Below are 22902 nucleotides of genomic sequence, written 5' to 3'. Positions count from 1 at the left end.
GGGCTTAAAACTATACAACTATTCCAAGTTTGCATGTCGACTAAACATCTCATTGGAATTCAAGTTTTTTGCCTCCATAACTTTCATAGACAAAGCATCTGAAAATATTAATAATGATTGTTCAAATAAATTGGCCATTGGTTGAATTGATACCTGTTTACTTGTTTTTTTAGATTTTGGTGTTGGAGCCGGAATATGTAATCTAACATTCGATATCTTACCTAAAGTAGAGTCCGGAAAACTTGTAATAGTAATAATATTCAGACCTAGTTTTTTTGCTTTACTGGCATATGCTTTCAAACTCTCAGTTTCTCCAGACCCACTACCTAAGATTAATAAATCACCTTTTTTAGCGCCAGGGGTTTCCGTATCACCAATTACAAATACATTAAGCTTAGCATGCATTAAACGCATTGCAAATGCCCTCATCATATATCCCGAACGTCCTACACCTGCAACAAACATTTGTGGAGCCTTCAATATATAAGATAATACTTCCTCAACAGTATCTTCATTAATTTTTTTAAAAACAGAATGCAGTTCTTCATTTATTTCTTTTAATATAGGATAAATAATTATTATCACTCACTCCCTCAATTTTATTCTACATTCCTGTGACGACTAACCATATCTTCTTTACTAATACCCATCTCTTCTCTTAACATCATTACTAATACATCAAATAAAATAAATAGCGTCTGTTCAAACAAATTACCCATAAGCTGTTCTGAAAAAACAAAATTTCCTACAGCCTTATACGCTTCTGCGGGTACATTAATAATATTATCTGCAATGGAAATAAGATAACCCTCACTTGATGGTGTAATTAATGCAAGTCTAGCACCATTCTTCTTAGCCATTTTAGCAATATAATTTTCATGACCTACATTAGCTGAACCACAAGCACATATTAATAAATCCCTTTTTCCTATTGCTGGGGTTGTGTCATCCCATATCCAATGTGCCTCTTTTCCTAAATGCATAAGCCTCATTGTAAATGCTCGGACTGATAATCCTTCCCTTCCTGCTCCCAGAAGAAAAATTCTAGAGGTTTCCTTAATCAATTCTATCAATTCCCTAACACTTTTATCTTCCATCCTAGAAAATACTTCTGCTATTTCATTAAGAGTACTATCTGAAATTTCCCTGAAATTACTCATCATTTAGTTATCAAGCCTTTCCTTCTCGTATTCTGATAATAACGCAAGCCCCTCATCATGATTACCTGCATATTGGGCAAATAGCCATGCTTCTACCATATGTAGAAATTTTGGAAGATCCATCATCCATGCTCCTGTACATAAAATATTGGCATTATTATGTTCTTTGCTCAATACAGCTGGAAATACATCATAACATAAAGCAGCCCGTATTCCCTCCACCTTATTGGCTGCCATAGCCATACCTTGACCTGTTCCACAGATCAAAATGCCATAATCAAATTCTTTACTAGCAACCAAATCTGCTACTTTCTTAGCAATTGGTGCATAGAGTCCTTCTTTTGAAGAATAACACCCTACATCTTCAATATTATAACCATTAAATCTCATAGATTTTAATATCTGACATTTAAAATCATAAGCAGCCAAATCACATCCCATCACTAATCTTAATTGTTGTTCCATATTTTCCCCCCCTTAATAAAGTAATCGATATCATTTTTTTCTTATTATCCTTGATTTAACAGGAATTATATCGAAAATTATAATTGTAATCGGTAACATTATTCAGAAAAAAATAATCTTATTACACTTAAAACAGAAACTTATATCTACTATCTATATCTTTTTTATTATTACAGGTGTTTCTAATATTCTTTTAATAGGTTCTTTATCTGGAAAAGCCATCCGGTTTATTAAAAGTTCTATTGCTTGCCTACCCATTTCCCTTGCATCTCTTTTAATATAGTTAAAATTAATTCCCATAATATCTAGAGCTTCAATTCTATCTAATCCAATACAGGAAATATTTTCTGGTATAGACTCCCCTAATTCATATAATGCCTTTAGAAAACCCATACTAGTTCTATTATTACAAGTCAAGACTGCTGTCGGCCTATCTTTCATAGAAAGTAGTTCTTTAGACAATTCATAGGCTGTTGTCATTCTAAAATCGCCATAAAACATATATCTTTTTATAGGTATAATCCCACTATCTTTCAGAGCTTTTAAGTACCCTTCTTGACGGTTACGGGCAAGAACCCTATCTAATGTACCATTTATAATTCCAATCTTCGTATGTCCAGCTCCAATTAATGCTTTAGTTGCATTATACATGCCTTTAGAATCATCAAAAAACACACCATCTAAATCCAAATAATCAATCTCCCTGTCTAATATTACTATTGGAGAATTAATATCTTTTAACATCTTTTTAAGACTTCTTTTCTCTTCCTTATTACTATAATCAATTGCAGGAGTATAAACCAACCCGCGAACTCTATGTTCTTTTAACATTTCTAATGCTTTTTTATCTTTATTAGGATCATCATCTGAATTACAACAAATAAGAGTTAAGTCATTTTTATCAATTACTTCTGTAATACCCCTTAATACTTCTCCAAAAAAAGGGTTATCAACTTCTGGAACAATCACACCTATAGTTGATGATACTCTTTTGGAAAGACTTCTTGCAGTTGCAGAGGGAGAATAGCCTCTTCTTTTTATTACTTCCAATACTCTTTCTCTTGTTTCTGGACTAACTGATCCAGAATTATTTAAAACTCTAGATACTGTTGTCGTTGAGACTCCTGAATCCTTTGCTATATCTGAAATAGTTACATTATACATTATAATCTCCTTTAATAACAATCTTTAATAATTTGATAATCACTATGTAAGCGGTTCCACAAACACATAATAACATTTTTTAGAGGTATTGTCAATATAAATTTTCATATTTTTGACTTTTTTAGAGTTTGAAAATAAACAGGTATTCATTTCACCACAATTGGTAATGACTAATTACTAGATGATGCTAACTTATTTAACAAAGGTCAACCTTTATATCGTGGTTGACCTTTGTTATAATAGTAATTATAAGAACACTACAAATCATCTCATTAAAATCGAGCATAACTTTCCATAGTTGTTCATTTTGGTTTTCTCCTTTTATTTGAGGAGGGAATCCCCATTTCTTTCCTGTACTTGGCAACCGTTCTTCTTGATAGGTCTAAAGCCCTGTTTTCCTTTAATAATTCGGTAAGCTCCCTATCACTTAAAGGAGATTCTGGTTTTTCATTTTCAATATAGTCAGCTATCAAGGCTTTTATACTTACTGAAGAAAGGTTATTAACTCCACTATTGAAAAAGAATTTTAACTCAAATAAACCCTGAGGGGTTTGAAGGTATTTCTCTGTAGTAGCCCTACTGACTGTTGATTCATGCATCCCCAGTATATCAGCAACCTCCTGCATAGTCATTGATTTTAAATACTTAATACCTAAATTCAGGAAATCTCGCTGTTCCTTAACAATAGCCTCTGCTATCCGATAAATGGTAAATCTCCTCTGTTCAATGCTCCTCATCAACCAGAGGGCAGAACGGTATTTCCCCAACAAATATTCATAAACATCTGTCCCTTTGTTCTCTTTTAGCATCTTATGGTAATACGGATTAATCATTAAAGATGGGATACTTTTTTCATTTGAAATAACAAGATATTCCCCCTTATTCTCTTTAACAATCAAATCCGGCACAATGTATTTCACTTCATCAGAGGCATTATAGGCTGAAGCAGGATGGGGATTTAATGTCTTAATAAGATTAATTGCCCCCATAACCCTTTCCTCATTTGCTGCCAGTTTTTTTCTTATAAAAGAATATTCTTTTTCTACTAAACAATCAAAATAATCCCTGACAATTTCTTCAGCCAGACCAGTATCAAGCATTAAACTATCCAGCTGGATTAAAAGGGCCTCTCTCACATTACTAGCTGCAATACCAACCGGATCTAAATATTGAATGCGTCTAAGTATACTTTCCACCTTGTCTACACTGGATTTGAACCTTTTAGCAATATTTCGACAGGAAGATGTTAAAAAACCATGTTCGTCAAGGCTTCCAATAATAAATTTTCCAAGCTCAAGTTCATTTTCCTCTAGTACCTGATATAGCTGTCTTTCTAAATACTCTAATAAGTTAGGTTTATAAGCAACATAATTTTCATAATTATTCTCTTTATCACTGTTAACAGAATAATCAATTCCACTACTATAATTCTGTTTGTCTAATCTATCCAGGAGAGGGTTTTCAGCCAGTTCCTCTTCAATATACTCTTCCATCTCCTGACTTGAAAACTGTAAAATTTCAATTGCCATCTGGAGTTGAGGTGTCATCACCAGTTTTTGTTTTTGTTCCAGATTTAAATTGAAACCCAGATCCATTAGTCATCTCCCCTTATCTCTTTAGCTACTTTCTTGATACGCCGCATACGGTGATTAACACCTGATTTACTTAACCTAGGTTCCAGCTGTTCCCCCAATTCCTTCAAACTGGCATATGGATACTGCTTACGCAGCAGTGCTATTTCCTGCAGTCCTTTAGAAAGGGATGATAGACCCTTTGTATTTTCAATTAATTCAATATCTTCTAATTGCAGCATAGCTGCTATTACTGTTTTATCCAGGTTAGCGGTCTCAAAGTTTATTTTTCGATTGACATTATTCTTAACAGCTTTAAAAACCCGCTGGTTTTCCATCTTCAGTAAGGCCTGATGGGCACCTATAATATTTAAAATAGTGGCAATATCCTCAGACTTCTTAAAATAAACAATATACTTACCATTGTGTTCTGTTAAATACCCTTTAAGATCTAGACGGGCCAGCAGATCAAGTAATTCCTCGGCAAAGTTTTCATGTTCACACCTGAACTCAAGGTGGTATTCACTATTAGGCTTATTGACTGAACCACCACCAAGGAAAGCTCCTCTAAGATATGCCTTCTGACACTCAAGGTCATTTATAAACTCCTCTTTAATCTTATAAATCAAAGTATTGTTTTCATCTATAAATCCCAGCTCATAAAGGAAATGTTTAAGCCCCTCCTGAGGAGGGAGTCTAAGCAGATAGGTATTATTTTTATAGGAGAAGTGTCTACCCTTCCTCACCATTATACCTATTTTAAGTCCATATCTGCTTTTTATCAATGAATAGACTTTACGGGCCAGGTCACCATGATATATCTTTACCTTCAAAGCCAACTGTTTATTTATAATCTGAATAGAACCATCCATTCTAATTAACGCTGCCAGTTCTGGTAGTTCCCTGCTTTTAATCCTGGCTATCTCATGTTTTACCTCATCAGAAAAAGACATAAGTTTTTTCACCTGCCTTTAGCAATAGAAAAGATAACCCTGGCTAATTCCTCAGGATCATGTCTAATATATCCCTCTTCACTCAAGAGATTGGCGGCAATAATTTCAAGATTATATTTTTTAAGCTTCTTTTGATCAACCAGTACTGGAAAAGCCCCTTCTTCTTCATATCTACGGGCCAGATCCTCAGAACCTTCCTCCTTATTTATAATAACATAATCAAAAATACCCTCTCCAGCATTACGAATAATAGCTTCAATATGATCACTAACACTGTAAGCAGTAGTTTCACCAGGCTGGGTCATTACATTACAAATATAGATTTTAGCAGCAGAGCTCTCTCTAATAGCCTCTGCAATCCCTTTTACCATCAAATTAGGAATCACACTGGTATAAAGACTACCTGGACCAATTACTATTATTTCAGCCCCAGCAATAGCCTCCAGGACCTCAGACGTTGCCCTGCAGGAGGCTGGTTTAAGAAAAACCCTCTCAATCCTTTTTCCTTCCTCTGGTATCACTGATTCACCCATCTTGATAGTCTTATCAGTATAAACTGCACCTAGATGGACATCTTCATTAGTTGCCGGCAGTACCTTACCCTTTACTGCCAGAACCCTGCTTGATTCTCTAACCGCCTCCTCAAAATCACCAAGGACTTCAGTTAATGAAGCAATAAACAAATTTCCAAAATTATGGCCTGCCAGATGTCCTTTAGCACTGAAACGGTACTGAAATAAACTCTGCATTAATGGTTCAGCATCAGCCAGGGCAACCAGACAGTTGCGTATATCCCCAGGAGGAAGCATGCCCAGCTCATCCCTTAATTTGCCAGAACTACCACCGTCATCTGCTACAGTTACAATAGCTGTAATATTACTGGTATATATTTTTAATCCCCTCAAGAGATTTGATAAACCAGTACCCCCACCCAGGGCAACAATTTCCGGGCCCTGCTGAAGTATTCTATCTTGATAAAGTTCTTTAACATTCTGATAGTTCTTTTTAAAAACTATTTTAAAAATACCCCTGATGGTAAGAACCACAGCCAGAAAACCGGCTGCTATAAAAAGCAGGCCAGTAATAATACTTGCCAGAGTAGTTCTAACCCCTGTTAAAGCAAGATCACTTATAATCTCATCAATAAATCCAAAGACCCGGAAACCAGTAATGACTGATATACCAATACTAATAGATAACAAGCCTATAATAAACAGTATCAACCATCTCTTTAAACCAAATCCAGGATGTAACCATTTATATTTCATGACAACACTCCTGTCAATTCTCTACTTATTAACATCTTTATGCTCTACAATTACTCGATATCCTTTTTTCAACAGCTTATCCTTTAATTTTATAGCAGTTGTTACAGAACGGTGTTTCCCCCCTGTACAACCAATAGCTATCATCAGATGGCTTTTACCCTCTTTTTTATATTCCGGTAATAAAAATTCTACAAAATCAAAGAATTTCTTATAAAACTTCTCTGTTAAAGGCCATTTAAGAATATAATCCTGAACTATATCCTCTTCACCTGTATGCTCTCTTAACGAATTTACATAATGAGGGTTGGGCAAAAATCTAACATCAAAAACCATATCAGCATCTAAAGGGATACCATATTTATAGCCAAAAGAAATTATTGAGACAGACATTGTTTCATTATCTATACGGTGAAAAGAATAAAGGAGTTTCAATTCCTCATTAAATTCCTTTTTAGTCTTTTGAGAAGTATCTATGATCTTATTTGCTTTACCACGCAGTTCTTCTAATATTTGTCTTTCCTTATGAATAGCGTCGAGCACCCTACCCTCAGCATCAAGGGGGTGTTTCCGCCTGGTCTCCTTATAACGCCTGATTAAACTATCATCAGAGGCTTCAAGATATAATATTTCAAAATTAACTCCCTTTTCTTCCATCACAGCAAGCTCATCAAAAAGGGCATTAAAGAATTCCCTCCCGCGAATATCAATTACCACAGCAATCTTTTTGAGTTCCGAGTGGAGGCATAATTCCGCAAATTTATTAATAAAAGCAGGGGGTAGATTATCAATACAGAAATAACCCATATCTTCAAAAAAATCAAGAGCAACTGATTTCCCCGCCCCGGACATACCAGTAATAATGAGAAACTCCATTATATTTTCTCCTCTCACTTCTTTTAACTTTATTTTATAACAGAAAACTCAAAAAGTAAACTGCGGCTTAAGAATGCCTCCCAGTAAACCCCTGGTAATTAATTATCCTATCATCAGAAATGCCTAAGTCCTTAACAATCTTCAAGGCAGGTTCCAGTTTCCCGACACTGGCTGGCAAGTGAGCATCACTGTTAATCACAAATCTAACATCAGTCTCCATTGCTGCCCTGACAAAACCCTCCGTCAATCGACCGTGACGGGCATTAACCTCCAGACATGTCCCTTCCTGTGCACAGATACGAGCCAGTTTATAGGTGTCTATATCCAGTTTATAGCCAGGGTGTGTAATGAAATCTATCTGATGTCTCTTAACTGCATTAATTACTGCCCTTGTATTCCACTCCCTTATCCTGGCTCTCTTTCCCGGGAAAAAACGGTACATAAAACGGTTATCAAAAACCAGTCTTAAGGCGGTTTCAATACTTTGCGGTAAAATAAGAAGATGCAGTCCTGCCGCTACAATATCCAATTCCTCCAGAATATAATCTGGGACATCAAGATCACCCTCTTCATTAATAATATTAGCCTCAGTCCCTGCTAATATCCTGATCTCCGGATAGAGTTTATTAAGCACCTCTATCCTTTCTTTAATCTCAATTAATTCTTCTGCATCTTTCACACCCAGGCGAACGAAATTAAATGTCTGGGGGCCGTGATCTGTTATCCCTATCTCAGTTAAACCCTTATTAATAGCAGACTCAATATTAGCCACCAGATCACCCTTACCATGGCTATATTCTGAGTGTGTATGATAATCACCTTTAATCTTGTTCATGTTAACCACCCCAGTTTAGCAAAGATAATGCCGAGAATAACAGACATATAAAGCAGTTCGAAAACAGGTAGGGTATTACAATAAAGTAAAACAGCTGAAAGGAAAATTAAAATAGCCAGCAAAATACTATTGACCGGTAAAACAATATATGCTGTGAAAATAATAAAAAACATGAAAAACAAACTCAGTAGATAAGAATTCGTTCTACTCTTTATCATATTCTGAAAACTAACATTATATTTATTTAGAAAATAATTCCCCAGCACCCAGCATGGTATCGCCCAGTAAACACCTATCACTTCAAGAACAGCAACAAAACTCAAGAAAAAATGAGCGGCTATTTCCTCTGAAGAAGCATCTTTTATTAAGATTAGACCCTTCACATAGGTCAGAACCAAGGCAGATATCAAAACAAAGCCTCCAGCAATATTAAACTGATTTAACAAATGAACAGGCAACTTACCTAGTATATAAATCCATACTGGAAAAGCACCCAGAGAAGTCAAACAGGCAAGCAGGAAAAAAAACTGTTTCTCCCTGCAATTTTCATCTATAATAAAAGCCAGAGTAATCGAATACAAAAATATTATCTCCATATTTATATTGGCCGTTAAAATTAGCAGACCAACAGTTGTTAAAACAACAAAATTACTGCCTTCTCGCTGACCCCAGATTAAAATTGTTATGCCGGCAGTAATCAGTCCCAGACTAATATTGCCCATCAAAAATGCAAAAACTGGCCCCAGGACCAGAGGACTTAAAAAAACCCTTTTTATGTCCATAAAATCCCCCCTGTGGTTTTTTCTAATTATTAACCACTAAAGGGATTTTTATACTAAGGCTCTTTCATAATAGACCTTTGCATAATTGAATTGTTGACCAGCCGATTAAAACGAAGCAGGATTTAGTATGGTCAATTATGGAAAAGGCTGTTTTCCTGTTTGACCGTAGGGAGTTTAAAACAGCCCGTAATTGGCCAATACTAAATCCGTAGCGAAGTTTTTGGATGGCAACAATCAATTATGCAAGACGCTAATACTAAAAGTTATCTGTTAACAGTTTACTTCCTTTATAAAAGGCCTTTTCAGGTGATTTGATAATACTAAAAAAACGGAGTTTAGACACTTTAACAGGTTTTTTACCATAAAGAACTTTGCGGTTATTATCAAGCACCTCCAGAGTAGCCAAGCCGAGGGCATTATTCATGGCAAAAAATTTCTTATAACCAGCCAGACTATCAGGTAAGGCCTCATAGTAATCTATCAGGTCAGGAATATGGTCTTTTACATCATTAATCATTAATCTAAGGGCCTGCATAGCTTTTGTCTCTTTCGTAGGATTTAATAGGTCATCAACACTTACCCTCAATTCCTTTAGAGGCCAGAAATTTTTTTCGCGGTTTTCGACGTCTTTTTTAATATCCCTGATAAGATTTATCTTCTGTAGAAAAAGACCAGCTGACTTATATTTAGCTAGTAGAAGATTCCTTTTTTTCTCCTCCAACTCCCTTTTAAATAAAATAGTTTCTGTCAGAAAACCACCAACCGTCCCTGCTACATAATAACAATACTCATCCAGTTCTGTAAAATTCCTGACTTCAGCTGTCAGATACTTCTGCATCCCCAGATTCATCTCCTGCAGCCATTTATATGAAATTTCCTTTATCCCATCAGCAAGACTATCATAAGCCTTCCTCAATTTACCTGCATTAGTGGTCAGTTTCTTTAAACCTTCCTCAGGCATAAGATAAGCATAATCACTGATACGAGATACACTATCTTCTATCTTCATATTATCAGGTTTAAACAGTTTCACTACTTCATCCATCATTTCCTTGCGTTCGGCAAGTGTAATATCATCTTCCCTTATCTCATCCTCAAAATTATCAAGCAATCTGTCCTGTAAATAAGTTATTAAAACAGGCTTATAGATGTCTTTATCCAACATTGGTATAGTCAAGGCAAAACTCCGTGATACCTCTGATAATATAGCTTTACAAAAATCTATTGCTGATTGCAAAATAAATCACACCCCATATAACTAAAATTACAGCATCCCTAATACATCTAATTCTAATTTTATATCTATTTCCCCATAAATTCAAGTGTAAACAAAATGGCTTCGCCACCCAGACTTACTCAAAACATCAACTTTCTTAACTCAAACTATTTATTACCCATAGTTAATCAGCAAACTATTAACCAGACAAATATATTTGTTGGACGACTCTATAAATTATCCGCAGGCAGGACGCCGAAGGAGAATTTCTCGACAGTAAGCGTAGGTAGGACACCGCAGCGCACGACAAGGGAAACAAATATATTTGTCGGTCTTTAGAATTATACAACTTTGATAATAAAAAACTAAACCTGGCAGACTTAATCCACCAGGTTAATAATATATATTTCTATTAAATTTGAGTGAGTTATTCCCCTAATATCTCCTTAACCTTATCAAGATAAAACCCTGTTAAACTCTCAGCCGCCTCTAAATCCTGCCCTTCAGCATAAACGTGAAAGACAGGCCTTTCACTATCTGGAACAACCAGAGCCCAACCATGAGGGTGTTGAAATTTAATACCGTCGACCATTTCAGCATCATCATCTGCCTCAGCACTTAACCTTCTCATTACTTTACCCTTATATTCCCATTGACAGGCTATTTCCGCATTATTCAAGTAAAACTCAGGGAGTCTATTTAGAAGCTGATCAATACTAATATTATCAACAGCCATTTTTTCTAAAATAAGAGCTAGACCAGCAATCATATCAGCAAAGGGGTAATATTCTATATCACCATGCTCACCCCTTAGATTACTATAGTACTTCTCCATAGCTACCTGCGGATTTATTTCAGTATATTCAACCTCAGCCCCATATTCTTCAGCCATAGATTCAATAACCTGTGGGGCATTTACTGGAAGTGGCAGATACTTATACCCTTTTTCAAATAGAATATATGAAAGTAATACCTGGTACTGGGCCTTACTCAAAACCTTAGCCTCTTTATTGACAACATATAGTTCTTCACCATTATGGTCTGTTATAATACCCAGATCAGAATCATTATCTTGCATAATCCTGGCCACTCTAGCACTAGCTGTTAACCTCTTATCAATACTTAAAGGAGTATTGTGTTCAGGTGAAAAATTTCTGGTTGAAAGCAGCTGGCAGTTCAATCTCTTTAAAAAGAGGGGTAATATATTACCAAGACTATCATATTCATAGTCCACTACCACACTAAAGTAATTCCTCTTTATTCCCTCTCTATTTATATTTGCCAAAAGACTGTCAAGGTAATTCTTCTGCATTTCAGGTGCATAGGCATAATCACCTATTTCTTGAATTGATACACGGTTATAATCCCTGCTGAAGAATTTCTTCTCAATACCTTTCTGCCCATTCACAGGGATATTGACCCCCTGTTGATTTAAAAACTCAAGCACTGTTTTATCTGATTCCTTGTAACTTGCCCTGATATGTATACCCCCGCTGGCCTTCAGGTTTACAACAGCAAAACGGGTGATAGAAGTTGTACTGTCATCAATATCAATTACATCAACTCCAGCGGCCTGTAGCCCGCCAATAAGAGATCTCTTCAAGGCATTACTGAGACTATAGCTATCAGAACTAACCACAACTTCATCACCCTTATTTAAAGTCGAACCATAAGCAACTGCAATACTGGCAGTAAATTCAGGGGTAATATCAATATTGCTTAATCCTACAATACCCTTATTACTAAATATATTTTTTGACCAGCGGGTTGGCCAGACAATACTACTGTCTACCTCTGTCTGCTCAGCAATCTCTTTTTCAGGCCAGATCTTAACCCCAGGCTTAACACGACTTTCTCTTCCAATAACAGTCCTTTTGCCTACTGCTGTTTTATCAAAAATAGCGGCTTTATTTTTAACCTGTACATTATTAGCAAGAATTGTCCCCCTTAATTCTACATTAGGTGATATAATAATATTATCCCATAGAACACTTTTCTTAAGGGAAGAATGTGACTCTATACGACAGTTACGGCCGATCACACAATTATTCAATTTTACCCCCTGACCAATAACTGAACCCTTCCCAATGTAAAGAGGCCCTGTCAGCTCAGCTGTATCATCAATCTCAACTTTATCTTCAACATAAATATCCCCATCCATTACCCCACAGGCATTTAAGGGAAGTTTAATATCTCCAGATAGGAGATCAAACTGAGTTTGATGATATTCATCAAGACTACCAATATCATTCCAGTATCCCTCAAGGGCAGCACCAAATAATCTTTTTCCTTTTCTCAGCATTAATGGAAAGAGGTCTTTACTAAAGTCATATTTTTTATTTTTCTGATACAACTCAAAGATAGAAGGTTCAAGTATATATATCCCTGTATTTATCGTATCACTAAAAACCCGTCCCCAGTTAGGTTTTTCCAGAAAACGTATTATCTCTCCCCCATCATCAGTCATTACCACACCATAGTCTAGTGGTATATCTTCTCTGGCCAGTACCAGGGTAGCATCTGCTTCCTTTTGCTGGTGAAAAGTTACTGCCTCGCTCAAGTCAAAATCTGTCACTGCATCACCACTAATAACAATAAAGGTTTCATCGAGAAAATCAACTGCATTATGAACACTTCCTGCAGTACCCAGTGGTTCTTCTTCCACAAAATACTTTAGCTTTACACCCCATTTTTCTCCATTTTGAAAATAATCTTTAATATACTTTGTCATATAATATGAAGTAACTGCTATCTCAGTAACACCATGTTTTTTCAGTAGATTAATAATATACTCCATTACTGGATAATTAACAATAGGAACCATGGGTTTAGGTAGATCACAGGTTAGAGGACGCAGCCGACTACCCTGACCCCCGGCCATAATAACCGCTTTCATATTTTGCCCCCTTAGCTATATTTTCTTTGTGAAGTATATCTATAAAGCAATGACTCTTCATTATTATTCATATTGCCTTTAGTATGTTTTTTATTCCAATCACTCTTAAGGTAGTCAAAATTTACATCTTCATATAGAGCAGCAGTCTTACTGGCAATCTCTTCCCAGGTGTATTCTTCTTTAACCATCCTGTAGCCCCTGGCAGCAATTTCCTTGCTTTTTTCCTTATTTCTTATTAATTCCAGAATAGCTCCAGCCAGTTGATGTGGGTTATTGGGATTTACCATTAATCCATTTTTATCATCTTCAACGAATTCTGCCATACCACCAACATTACTGACAACTACCGGTGTTTTAGTAACCATTGCTTCTAATGCTACAATTCCAAATGGCTCATAAATACTGGGGAAAACAGCTACATCTGCTATCTGATACAGCTTATTTCTCTCTTCATCACTAATAAAACCTGTAAAATAGATCCTATCGGCAATCCCAAGATAATCGGCCTGTGCCTTAAGGTTATCAAGATGTGGTCCTTTACCAGCAATTACAAATTTTGTACTAGGTTCTACACTTAAAATCTCTGGAACCGACTGGAGTAATACCTGAATTCCTTTCTCTCTCACAATCCTACCGACATAAAACACAATATTTTCATTTAGACTGGCATAAGTGTTTTTAAAATCATCAACATCAAAGCTTTGGTTTCTATCTAACAGATAATTTTCTTCATTAACGCCATTAGCAATAGTAGCAACTTTATCATCAGGCAGTTGAAAAAGATTTTTTGCCTCATTTGCCATATACCTACTACAAACAACTACCTTCCAGGCCTCAAAACAGGCATACCATTCAAGATCATTTATGTAACGCTGCATATTATTATAGATACCTTGATTCCTACCAAATTCTGTAGCATGAATAGTATAAAGTAGTGGTTTTCTTAAAGAATGTTTAAATACCTTAGAAACCCAGAAAACTAACCAATCATGTCCGTGAATCAAGTCTATATCACCTATTTGCTCCATAAGCTCAATAGTCTTTTCTGTCATTTGAAAGTTAAGGTGTAGTATATTGTCAACAAAATTATTCCCCGATATAGTGACCGGAGTTGTTCTAATTACCCTGACTCCATTAACTATGTCATCTTCAGACATCTTAGCATTACCCTGTGTAATTACATAAATTTTATGTCCCTGCTTAACCAAGGCTTCACTTAAGTCCTGTACATGACGAGCTAAACCACCATGGCTTAAGGGTGGATATTCCCAGGAAAACATCAAAATCTTCATCTTCTTACCTCCCATTTTTTAATTATCTTTATTTTAATATTTAGCAAAAATAAATATTTTATACATGACAGAGATGAATAAATATCAAGAATAATTAACATATTAAATAAGGAATAACAATAAATTATTCGGCTATAATAACAGGGTATAAAAAAATAAATAGGAGGAAAAAAAATGACAAAAGGGTTTTTAGCATTTGTACTCCATGCCCATTTGCCTTACGTAAGACATAATAAAGAGGGTGAATTAGCAGAAGACTGGCTGTATGAGGCAATAACTGAAACATATATTCCTTTAATAATAATAATGAATAGACTAGTAAAAGAAGGGGTTAATTTTCAATACACAATTAATATCTCACCTTCCCTGGCAAGTATGTTAGGAGACGAACTCCTTCAGGAAAGGTATCATAAACACGTATTAAAACTCATTGAATTAAGTGAAAAAGAATTACAGAGAACAAAAGACCAGCCTGAATTATACCGGCTGGCTGAAATGTACAACTATTTATATAAGGAAGTATATTATTTTTTTCATGAAAAATACCATAATAATATCTTAGCTGCCTTTAAAGAGTTTCAGGAAAGGGGTAATATTGAGATTATTACCTCTGCTGCCACCCATGCTTATCTACCATTATTATTAACAGATGAGGCCAGAAATGCCCAGATAAAAACAGGAATAGAGACCTATCAACAGTTTTTTGGTAAAAGACCAAATGGTATCTGGCTGCCTGAATGTGCCTTCAAACCTGGTTTAGATCAGATTCTGGCTGAAAACGATCTAAGGTATTTTATCAGTTCAAGTCACGGGATACTCCATGCAGCCCCAAGACCCAGATATGGTTTATATGCTCCTATTTACACACCAGCAGGTGTAGCTGCCTTTGGTAGAGATATAGAGTCATCAAAACAGGTCTGGAGTGCTAATGAGGGATACCCAGGGGATTATAATTATCGAGAATTTTATCGGGATATTGGCTATGACCTGGATTATGATTATATCAAGGAATACCTACCCTCTGGAATAAGGAAACACATCGGTTTTAAATACTATAAAATAACCAGTAAAAATAATTGGAAAGAAGTATATGACCCTATTGCAGCCCGTGATAAAGCAGCTGAACATGCAGGCAACTTTATGTTTAATAGACAGCAGCAAATTAATTACCTTACTCAAATACTTGACCGCAAGGCAATTATTGTCTCACCATATGATGCAGAGTTATTCGGACACTGGTGGTTTGAAGGCCCACAATGGTTAGAATTTCTCTTTAAGAAACTTCACTATGATCAGGATGAGATAGAAACAATAAGCTTATCTAGTTACCTTGACCATTATCCTAAAAACCAGATAGCTATGCCTACTGAGTCAAGTTGGGGTTATAAAGGCTACCATGAAGTCTGGCTCAACGGCACTAATGACTGGATTTACCGCCACCTACACCAAGCTGAGTTAAAACTTATCGAATTAGCTGACTGCTTTGCTTATTTAAATGACCAAAAAGACAAGCGCTACAGGGCCCTCAACCAGCTGGTTCGGGAATTATTATTAGCACAGAGTAGTGACTGGGCCTTTATTATGAAAGCAGATACGATGGTTGACTATGCCATTTTGAGAACCAAAAAACACCTTCATAACTTTTCTCAACTAGTAGAAGGAATAGAAAGGAACAATATTGATTTAACAAAACTTACTGAATTAGAAAAGGAAGACAATATCTTCCCGGCTATTGATTTCAAGATGTACCAACCCAGGAGTAAAGTTCAATTAAGAAAGGAGGGATAAAGTGAACGTCTTCTTAAATATCCTGGTTATTTTATTAGCTATTATAGCTTTTTTGGTCTTATATTATCTTTCCTTAAAAAGGGATCAAAAAGCCAGGGATTTCCACCTTTCTTTAAAAAACACTGATTACGAAACGGGAGAAGAGATAGGAGTTGATAATAGTAATATGTATCAAGAAACAAAAACAAAGATAAAAGAAGAAAAAAAGATAGAAGAGAGTGTTCTGAAAGAGTTTCCCAGGGAAGAATACCCTTTAAGGGAATACTATAACAAAAACTATATCCGGCTTTTTGCAAGGGATCCTGGTTTTTTATTTGCCTACTGGGAAATAAAAAACCCTGACTTCTATCAAAATGAAGCATTTTTACGTCTTGTTAATACCAAAAAAAACAACAGTCATGATATCAGAATTAACCACCAAGCTAGAGACTGGTATTTACAGGCAGAACCGGCTAATAACTATTATATCCTGATAGGTTTTAAAAAAAATGGGGTTTTTTATCCCCTGATCCAGTCAAATGAAATTACCACACCCCTTAACCAGCCCTCAGCTATTGTTGACGAACAGTGGATGACTATTGAAGAATTGTCTAAATATAGTTATAGAATAGACATGGGCTCAATCTCCCTTATAAAGGAAATTGAAGCTAGAAAGATGGAGGCAGAACTGGAAGCTGATTCCTATTCACTTGTTAAGACTAAATAAATAAAGGGCTGCTAAAATTATAAGCAGCCCTTTGCATCTCAAAAATTATTTATTAGCTGTTCAAGGGTATCCCTTCTTCTGATCAACAGATCATCCCCCTGTTCATTAATTAATACCTCAGCTGGTCTTAATCTATTATTATAATTAGACGCCATAGAAAAACCATAAGCCCCGGCATCTAAAACACCAAGTAGGTCCCCTTCGAAAATCCTGGGAAACTCCCTCTTTTTGGCAATTATGTCCCCGCTCTCACAGATGTTACCAACAATAGTAACCTCTTCCTGGACACTGGAATCCACTTCCTCTTTCCGGTAGATCTCTATATCATGATGAGAACCATAAATCATCGGGCGTTTTAAAACATTAAAGCCCAGATCAGTTCCCACATATTTAATACCATAATTCTCTTTAAGAGAGTAAACACTACCTAATAAAACACCACATTCTGCAGCAATATACCTACCTGGTTCTACCATAATTGTAATCTCACGGCCGTAATCAGCAACCCAGTTATAGATTAGCTCGTTAAGCATACCACCCAATTCCTGAATATTAAGACGTTCCTGGCCATCATGTTTATGATAAGGAATACCAAAACCCCCACCTATATCAATATACTCTATAGAATCAAATTCCTCAGCAATAGCTAATAGGGATTTGACTCCGGCAAGATAAGGTTCCCCATCCATAAATAATGAACCAATATGCTGGTTAATACCAATTAATCTTAGATTATGTTCATCTAAAACCCTTTTAACGTCATCTATATACTCTGCCTGAACACCAAACTTAGTCTTTTTACCACCAGTAACAACCTTGGGATTATGGCCAGCACCAACCCCTGGATTAAATCTAACAAAAACTTCGCCACCGGGATTAATCCTGCCAAACAAGTCCAACTGGGCAATTGAATCAACACTTATTTTTACACCTGTATCAAGAGCATATTGTAATTCATCTGCTGAGACATTATTACCTATATATAGTATCTGATCTGGGGAAAACCCAGCCTTTAACTCTACAAAAATCTCACCAGGTGACATGGCATCAACATTTAATCCCTCATCCCTGATTATTTCCAACAAGTGCAGATTACTATTTGCCTTGGCCGAATAGTTTACAATAAAATTAGGATAATCTATCAGACCAGACATATCCTTACATCTATCCCTCAATATCTTTTCATTATAGACATATAGCGGGCTGCCGTATTTTTCTATCAACTCTACAGGATTATTCCTGCCGTAAAAATTCTCTTTGCTAGTTACACCTGCATAGACATAATTCATCTTAAGTTACCTTCTTTCTGCTACTTTTTTTGTTTTATCCTACTGCAGATATTTTATAATCTTTGTGATTAATTGTCAATAAAAATACTGTATACACTAGCAAAACCTATCTTTTTCTTCAGATTAAAAAAACACAATTTCATGAATTAAATCCAGTTAAATAACTCAAAATATTATTGGTGTATTAAAAAACAACCTAGTATTTTGGTTGATTTTCTCATATTATATGTTATAATTATAATAGATATTATTACTAATAAGGAGGGATCAGATAATGAGTGCATATCATGAAGCTGAAGACAAACTCAGCGAAGAGACAAAAAACATAAGCAGAGTACTTAATAGTTTAAAAGAAGAAGTAGAAGCAATTGACTGGTATAACCAAAGGGTTGACGCCACTAATGATGATGAGGTCAAAAAAATATTAGCCCATAATAGAAATGAAGAAATAGAACACGCAGTCATGGCCATTGAGTGGTTAAGAAGAAATATGCCGGGCTGGGACGAGGAATTAAAGACTTATCTTTTTACGGAAATGTCCATCGTTGATGTTGAAGAAGCTGGCGAAAAACAGGACTCTAACGATAATATAGATTTAGGCATAGGGAATCTAAAATAAATACCTGGAGGTGTTTTAAATGGATATGTTAAAAAAAGAATTAGCCCCACTAACTGATAAGGCCTGGGATGAGATAAATGACAGGGCTAGAGAGGCACTTAAAACACAGCTTTCAGCCCGAAAAGTACTCCATGTAAATGGACCTAAGGGTTGGGACTATAATGTTCTTACTGAAGGCAGATTAACTAATATTGAAGATAATGGTAAAGGGGTTAATAGTGGTATTTACCAGGTTAAACCCCTTACTGAAGCAAGAGTAGTATTTGAGTTAAATAGATGGGAACTTGATAACATTGAAAGAGGTGCTAAAGACATAGACCTGGGTCCTCTGGAAGAAGCAGTTAGCAAAATTGCTGAATTCGAAGACAATACTGTTTTTAACGGTCTGGAAAGCAGTAATATTAAAGGTCTTAAAACAGAGGCAGTTAACAAGCTACAACTAGGACAGGATAGTTCAGAGATTATAGCAAATATTTTAGAAGGTAAAATATTGTTAAATAACGCCCTAGCTGAAACACCATATAGTCTTATTGTTGGTAAAGACGCCTGGAAGATAATCCAGACCAAGACAGAGGGTTATCCTTTACACAGAAGAATTGAGCACCTTATTGATGGTGAAATTATTTTTAGCAAGGTTATCGATGGTGCTTTTTTGATTCCTTTTGACCATGCAGATTTAGAATTAACGATTGGTAAGGATTATGCAGTAGGTTATGAGAACCATGATAGTAAAAACGTAAAACTATTTATTACTGTTTCCTTCACCTTCCGTATTCTAGATCCTGAGATTATAGTTTCATATAGTCTGTAAGTATAAATATGGAAAAAGCCGCCTTAACAGCGGCTTTTTCCATATTATTAATATAATCTTCCATTATGCACTTCAAAGCTCCAGTTTCTGCCATTATTATTATCCCAGTTACCTGCATTATCATGAAAGCAGAATATAAATCTATCACTTGTATCAACATCACAATTAGTTTTCCAGATATCCTTATCCCGTTCCATCTTAAGATCTAATACTTTTTCCCAATTATTATCCATACCAAATCCTGCATGTAAGTATACCTCCTGGGCACCTGACTTTGAAAGTAATCCATCATATTCGACTTCAATCCTCGAACCCGCAGTTATTGGAGTTGGACTAACATTAATACCATTATCATTTAACATATAGCAATATTTCCCCCTTTCATTTTATCTATTTTTTATTATTTCTAAGAAAAGGGTTCTTATACGCTATTAAGATTAGCAATCCAAGGAAAAATGTTAAAGCAATAAAATAATAGATATATAATAGATTACCTTCTTGATCACTTACTTTAACTGGGGTTATTTCTGCCAACCTATCTGCATCATATTTCTGCAAGATATCTATCTGTGATACTTTATTTGGGGTTAATAAATCAATTACAAGTGGGGCGTTTTCCAGATCCCTTCCTACCCTATCATAAAAATTCCAGGCTGAAGGCCTATTACTAAGTTCCCTTAAATAATCTGGTCCAAAGGGATCAAAACTACCTACCAGCAGAAATATCTCTGCTCCCTCTAAAGGGCCAGTTACAGCCTGATCAAGGTACAGATAAATCTCATTATTCTTGACTCTAAGATCAACATTTTTAAGCTCCCAGGGATTTTCTTCAGCATACCAAAAGTCATCTTCCTTATCCTGATCACCTGGTTCAAATACTCTGACCCACCAACCACTTATTTCCAGTAGGGCATTCCAGGGATAATGTTCATCAAGTCTAACCCTGGCACCCTTTTTAAATAGTTCAGTAGATCCCCCCCTTTGATTATCAATATATAAATGTATTAAGGGTAGGCTAAAACCAAATTTACTATTCCAAGGGTCTTTTAATTGCTTAAAACGAAACCTAAATATATACTGCCCCTCATCCTTAGCTATAGCAAAATTAGTAATATCAAAAAGTCCCTGGTAGGGTTGAAAGACCTCATCACTTGGATACTCATATGTACCAGGACCAAAATCATCACCCTCAGGATCATCAATAGAAAAGAAGAACTCTCCTGTATAGGCTGAACTATTACCCACAGAAAAAAACATGATTATAAAGAAAAAAATCAATAAGCCAAAAAACTTCCCTTTCATGATAAACCCCCATAATTTAAGTTTCTCTCATCAGGTCATTTACTTTGGCAGAAAAATCACGTGCTGCATTATATCCCATGGCCTTCATTCGCATATTCATAGCAGCTATTTCCAGTACCATAGCTACATTACGGCCCGGTTTAACCGGAATAATTACCTCTGGGACTTTAATCCCCATTATTTCATCATATTTACTATCAATCCCTAAACGGTCATACACCTTCTTCTCATCCCAAAACTCCAGATTAGCCACCATATTAATCTCAGAAGAATCTTTAACTGCCCCTGCTCCAAATAAAGTACTTACATTTATTATTCCTATGCCCCTAATCTCAAGAAAATACCTGGCAACTTCAGGGGCTGAACCCAGCAACTCCCGCTCTCCTATTTTTTTTACAATTATTACATCATCAGCAACCAGTCTATGGCCTCTTTTAACCAGCTGAATAGCTGTTTCACTCTTACCTATACCACTTTTCCCACTGATTAAAACACCAATCCCATAAATATCGACCAAAACCCCATGAATGGTCTTTTCCGGGGCAAGCGACTCCTCCAGATAGTTAGTAAGCAGACTTAAAAATCTGGTAGTCGCTACTGAAGTCTTCAGTAGTGGTGTTGATGTATTAGCCGCTTCTTTCAGAACTATATCTGGAACATCCAGGTTACGGCAAATAATTACACATGACAAATGATAGCTAAATAACTTTTTAACCCTTTTCTTTAAAACAGGAGGTTTAAGTTCCTTTAAAAATGTAATCTCAGTACGTCCTAGTAACTGCACCCTTTTCGGAGCGAAATATTTCCAGAAACCAGCCAGTTCAATCCCTGGCCTTTTAATATCACTAACTGTTATCTCTTTATCTTCTGGGTCACCTGCTAATATTTCAAGGGAAAATTTATTAATAATGTCTTTGACAGCTATTTCTTTATTTTTCACGATAATAATCTATCCCCCATAGCAACAGCAATTGCCCCTTTAACACCTACATCATCACCTAATTCAGACCGTTTTATTTCTACAGAACTAAAGGCACTATCAAAGGCATGTTTTTTTATACCTTCCATCATCGGTTTCTCAAAATAATCCCAGGCCTTCATAACACCCCCACCTAAAATAATCATACCTGGGTTAAAAATATTTAATAAATTAGCAATCCCTAAACCCATATAATAGGCAGCCCTTTTCCAGATATCCTGAGCTAATTGATCACCCATCTCGGCTGCCTCAGCAATTACCTTACCATTAATCTTATTGAGATCTCCCTTAAGCAGTGCGAACATTTTGCTCTCCTGATTATCTTCAACAACCTTTTTAGCCATCCGGTTTATTGCTGTGCCAGAAGCCATGGCTTCAAAACAACCATGATTTCCACAACCACAGAGCGGACCATTAGGATCAATTATCATATGACCTACCTCGCCAGCTATGTCGCTCTTCCCGTGATAAATACGACGATCTATAATTATACCGCCCCCTATCCCAGTACTAATTGTAATATAAATCAAATCAGCTACCCCACGGCCTGCCCCAAACCATTTTTCACCAAGGGCAGCCGCATTAGCATCATTCTCTAAAAAAATAGGGCTAATCCCTGTCCTTTCCTCCAGTAATTCCACAATCGGTACATCCCTCCACGGCAGATTAGCATTCTCAATAATCACACCATCCTTTGTATTTAAAGGCCCAGGGGAACCAATCCCAATTGAAGCTACTTCCTCTTTGCTAATATTACTATTATTGAGAACATTATCAATAGTTTTTATGATATTATCTATAATAACGTCCTGTCCCTTATCAGCCTCAGTAGATCTTTTATTACTTATTAATATCTTACCACTACTATCAGCAATAGCGGTTAATATTTTAGTTCCCCCTATATCGATTCCTAAAAAATATTCTGACATAAAT

Annotated in this window: 22 protein-coding genes; 4 read left to right on the top strand and 18 right to left on the bottom strand. The window is 36.0% G+C overall.

Features of this window, described 5'->3' with window-relative positions; translation table 11 throughout:
* Positions 1-18 precede the first annotated feature (18 nt).
* The 13 genes from hxlB (GM661_RS03205) to GM661_RS03145 form a co-directional block, all read right to left on the bottom strand.
* Positions 19-585, bottom strand: a complete 567-nt coding sequence (gene hxlB / locus GM661_RS03205) for a 6-phospho-3-hexuloisomerase (protein WP_230868716.1) — start codon at positions 583-585, stop codon at positions 19-21.
* Positions 586-599: 14 nt separating this feature from the next.
* On the bottom strand, positions 600-1163 hold the full coding sequence (gene hxlB, locus GM661_RS03200) for a 6-phospho-3-hexuloisomerase (protein WP_230868715.1): 564 nt from the start codon (positions 1161-1163) through the stop codon (positions 600-602).
* Complete coding sequence (locus tag GM661_RS03195; RefSeq protein ID WP_230868714.1) at positions 1164-1625, bottom strand: RpiB/LacA/LacB family sugar-phosphate isomerase; 462 nt, start codon at positions 1623-1625, stop codon at positions 1164-1166.
* Positions 1626-1778: 153 nt separating this feature from the next.
* Positions 1779-2789: a LacI family DNA-binding transcriptional regulator gene (locus tag GM661_RS03190; protein ID WP_230868713.1), complete on the bottom strand. Its 1011-nt coding sequence runs from the start codon at positions 2787-2789 to the stop codon at positions 1779-1781.
* Between the two features lie 302 nt (positions 2790-3091).
* Positions 3092-4384, bottom strand: a complete 1293-nt coding sequence (gene rpoN, locus GM661_RS03185) for an RNA polymerase factor sigma-54 (RefSeq protein ID WP_230868712.1) — start codon at positions 4382-4384, stop codon at positions 3092-3094.
* Entirely contained in the window at positions 4384-5313 is a 930-nt protein-coding gene (gene whiA / locus GM661_RS03180; protein WP_230868711.1) for a DNA-binding protein WhiA, read from the bottom strand. Before whiA ends, rpoN begins: the two co-directional genes overlap by 1 nt.
* A gap of 8 nt (positions 5314-5321) precedes the next feature.
* The gene (locus GM661_RS03175; RefSeq protein WP_230868710.1) at positions 5322-6581 is read right to left on the bottom strand and encodes a gluconeogenesis factor YvcK family protein; all 1260 of its coding nucleotides are present in this window, start codon (positions 6579-6581) and stop codon (positions 5322-5324) included.
* 21 nt (positions 6582-6602) lie between these two features.
* Positions 6603-7454 carry an RNase adapter RapZ gene (gene rapZ / locus GM661_RS03170; RefSeq protein WP_125988141.1) on the bottom strand — a complete coding sequence of 284 codons (852 nt, stop codon included), beginning with the start codon at positions 7452-7454 and terminating at the stop codon, positions 6603-6605.
* A 67-nt stretch (positions 7455-7521) separates the two neighbouring features.
* Positions 7522-8289 carry a PHP domain-containing protein gene (locus GM661_RS03165; RefSeq protein ID WP_230868709.1) on the bottom strand — a complete coding sequence of 256 codons (768 nt, stop codon included), beginning with the start codon at positions 8287-8289 and terminating at the stop codon, positions 7522-7524.
* A complete protein-coding gene (locus GM661_RS03160; RefSeq protein ID WP_125988137.1) occupies positions 8286-9071 on the bottom strand; it encodes a hypothetical protein in 786 nt (261 codons plus the stop codon). Before GM661_RS03160 ends, GM661_RS03165 begins: the two co-directional genes overlap by 4 nt.
* Positions 9072-9327: 256 nt before the next feature.
* Complete coding sequence (locus GM661_RS03155) at positions 9328-10308, bottom strand: squalene/phytoene synthase family protein (RefSeq protein ID WP_230868708.1); 981 nt, start codon at positions 10306-10308, stop codon at positions 9328-9330.
* Between the two features lie 406 nt (positions 10309-10714).
* Complete coding sequence (locus tag GM661_RS03150; protein ID WP_230868707.1) at positions 10715-13183, bottom strand: sugar phosphate nucleotidyltransferase; 2469 nt, start codon at positions 13181-13183, stop codon at positions 10715-10717.
* A gap of 11 nt (positions 13184-13194) precedes the next feature.
* Positions 13195-14475 (bottom strand): glycosyltransferase family 4 protein, encoded by a 1281-nt coding sequence (locus tag GM661_RS03145; RefSeq protein ID WP_230868706.1) that lies wholly within the window; start codon positions 14473-14475, stop codon positions 13195-13197.
* A 174-nt stretch (positions 14476-14649) separates the two neighbouring features.
* On the opposite strand from GM661_RS03145, the gene GM661_RS03140 reads away from it, so the two are divergent.
* Positions 14650-16263, top strand: coding sequence for a glycoside hydrolase family 57 protein (locus GM661_RS03140; RefSeq protein WP_230868705.1), 1614 nt, complete (start codon positions 14650-14652; stop codon positions 16261-16263).
* A 1-nt stretch (position 16264) separates the two neighbouring features.
* Positions 16265-16969: a DUF4912 domain-containing protein gene (locus GM661_RS03135; protein WP_230868704.1), complete on the top strand. Its 705-nt coding sequence runs from the start codon at positions 16265-16267 to the stop codon at positions 16967-16969.
* Between the two features lie 38 nt (positions 16970-17007).
* Here the strand turns inward: GM661_RS03135 and lysA are convergent, their stop codons facing one another.
* Positions 17008-18258 (bottom strand): diaminopimelate decarboxylase, encoded by a 1251-nt coding sequence (gene lysA / locus GM661_RS03130; protein ID WP_230868703.1) that lies wholly within the window; start codon positions 18256-18258, stop codon positions 17008-17010.
* A 274-nt stretch (positions 18259-18532) separates the two neighbouring features.
* On the opposite strand from lysA, the gene GM661_RS03125 reads away from it, so the two are divergent.
* On the top strand, positions 18533-18877 hold the full coding sequence (locus tag GM661_RS03125; RefSeq protein WP_230868702.1) for an encapsulin-associated ferritin-like protein: 345 nt from the start codon (positions 18533-18535) through the stop codon (positions 18875-18877).
* A gap of 19 nt (positions 18878-18896) precedes the next feature.
* Positions 18897-19688, top strand: a complete 792-nt coding sequence (locus GM661_RS03120; RefSeq protein ID WP_230868701.1) for a family 1 encapsulin nanocompartment shell protein — start codon at positions 18897-18899, stop codon at positions 19686-19688.
* Positions 19689-19735: 47 nt separating this feature from the next.
* Here GM661_RS03120 and GM661_RS03115 read toward each other — a convergent pair whose 3' ends face one another.
* The 4 genes from GM661_RS03115 to GM661_RS03100 are packed head-to-tail and all read right to left on the bottom strand — an operon-like array spanning position 19736 to position 22898.
* Positions 19736-20050: a carbohydrate-binding protein gene (locus GM661_RS03115; protein WP_125988121.1), complete on the bottom strand. Its 315-nt coding sequence runs from the start codon at positions 20048-20050 to the stop codon at positions 19736-19738.
* 28 nt (positions 20051-20078) lie between these two features.
* On the bottom strand, positions 20079-20990 hold the full coding sequence (locus tag GM661_RS03110) for a glucodextranase DOMON-like domain-containing protein (RefSeq protein ID WP_230868700.1): 912 nt from the start codon (positions 20988-20990) through the stop codon (positions 20079-20081).
* Positions 20991-21006: 16 nt separating this feature from the next.
* Complete coding sequence (gene hprK / locus GM661_RS03105; protein WP_407929635.1) at positions 21007-21933, bottom strand: HPr(Ser) kinase/phosphatase; 927 nt, start codon at positions 21931-21933, stop codon at positions 21007-21009.
* Entirely contained in the window at positions 21927-22898 is a 972-nt protein-coding gene (locus GM661_RS03100; RefSeq protein WP_230868698.1) for an ROK family protein, read from the bottom strand. The genes hprK and GM661_RS03100 overlap by 7 nt, the downstream gene beginning before the upstream one ends.
* Between the last annotated feature and the right edge of the window lie 4 nt (positions 22899-22902).

The organism is Iocasia fonsfrigidae (genome assembly GCF_017751145.1).
Lineage (GTDB): Bacteria > Bacillota > Halanaerobiia > Halanaerobiales > DTU029 > Iocasia > Iocasia fonsfrigidae.
The sequence above is the reverse complement of the archived record's forward strand: the minus strand, read 5'-3'. Positions and strand labels throughout refer to the sequence as shown.